Origin of the sequence: Campylobacter concisus (genome assembly GCF_002914195.1) — a bacterium.
Lineage (GTDB): Bacteria > Campylobacterota > Campylobacteria > Campylobacterales > Campylobacteraceae > Campylobacter_A > Campylobacter_A concisus_M.
Window position 1 is genome coordinate 1 of the sequence record NZ_PPAU01000147.1, and the last position, 745, is coordinate 745.

A 745-nucleotide genomic window follows, 5' to 3' on the forward strand; every position below is an offset into this window, starting at 1 on the left:
ATCCATAGTTAAGCTTGCGCCTTCGCTTGCATCTTCTATGTGTATATCAACAACACCAAAGCCTATATTTTGGCTAGAACCAAGTCGTCCATTTTCTATAAAGCCTTCAAGCGCATGCAAGAACATACCCAGCTCAAGCTTTGAAACTTTTTCCAGGAAAAAACCACCATTAAATGTCGCTCCAGACACTATATACTCCTTTTGAGCAAAGTGTTGTATGGATGATTTTTTAGTTTTTGCTTCTTCATCAAATGTTTTATCCATCTCTTTTGCTAATTTTTTGGCATCGCGGTCTTTTTTACGTGCTTCAGAGTTTTCTTCAACACTTCTCTCCCACTCCTCGATCTGTTTTTTTGTATAAAGTTGGCCGAATTTCGTTCCCATTAAGATGTCATCAACCTTAACAAAAGTTTGCCTTTTAACTAAGTTTTTAGCATTTTCTTTGTCTAGTGGGATGGCATCTGCTACTTTTAATTTTCCAGCTATTAATATGCCCGTGCCAAATAGCGATAAGATCGGATTTTTTTCTCTAATCTCTTCGATCTCTTTAAATTTAAGCCCTGACTTGCTTACTCCGCTACTACTTAGCATTGCATTAATGTCAGTATCTTTTAGCTCTTCGATATTCTCCTTCTCTTTTACCTTATCAACTAATTTTTTCGTCGCTAAACGGCTCAATAGTCCCCTAATACCATTTGCAGGCGAATAAGGGACCGTCTCTTATACTCATCTCCCAACCCACTAG

Annotated in this window: 1 pseudogene; it reads right to left on the reverse strand. The window is 37.9% G+C overall.

The annotated features are described in order from the left end of the window. Window positions 1–702 (reverse strand): annotated as a pseudogene (locus CYP28_RS10075) (RAMP superfamily CRISPR-associated protein); the annotation flags it as partial. Window positions 703–745: the final 43 nt, after the last annotated feature.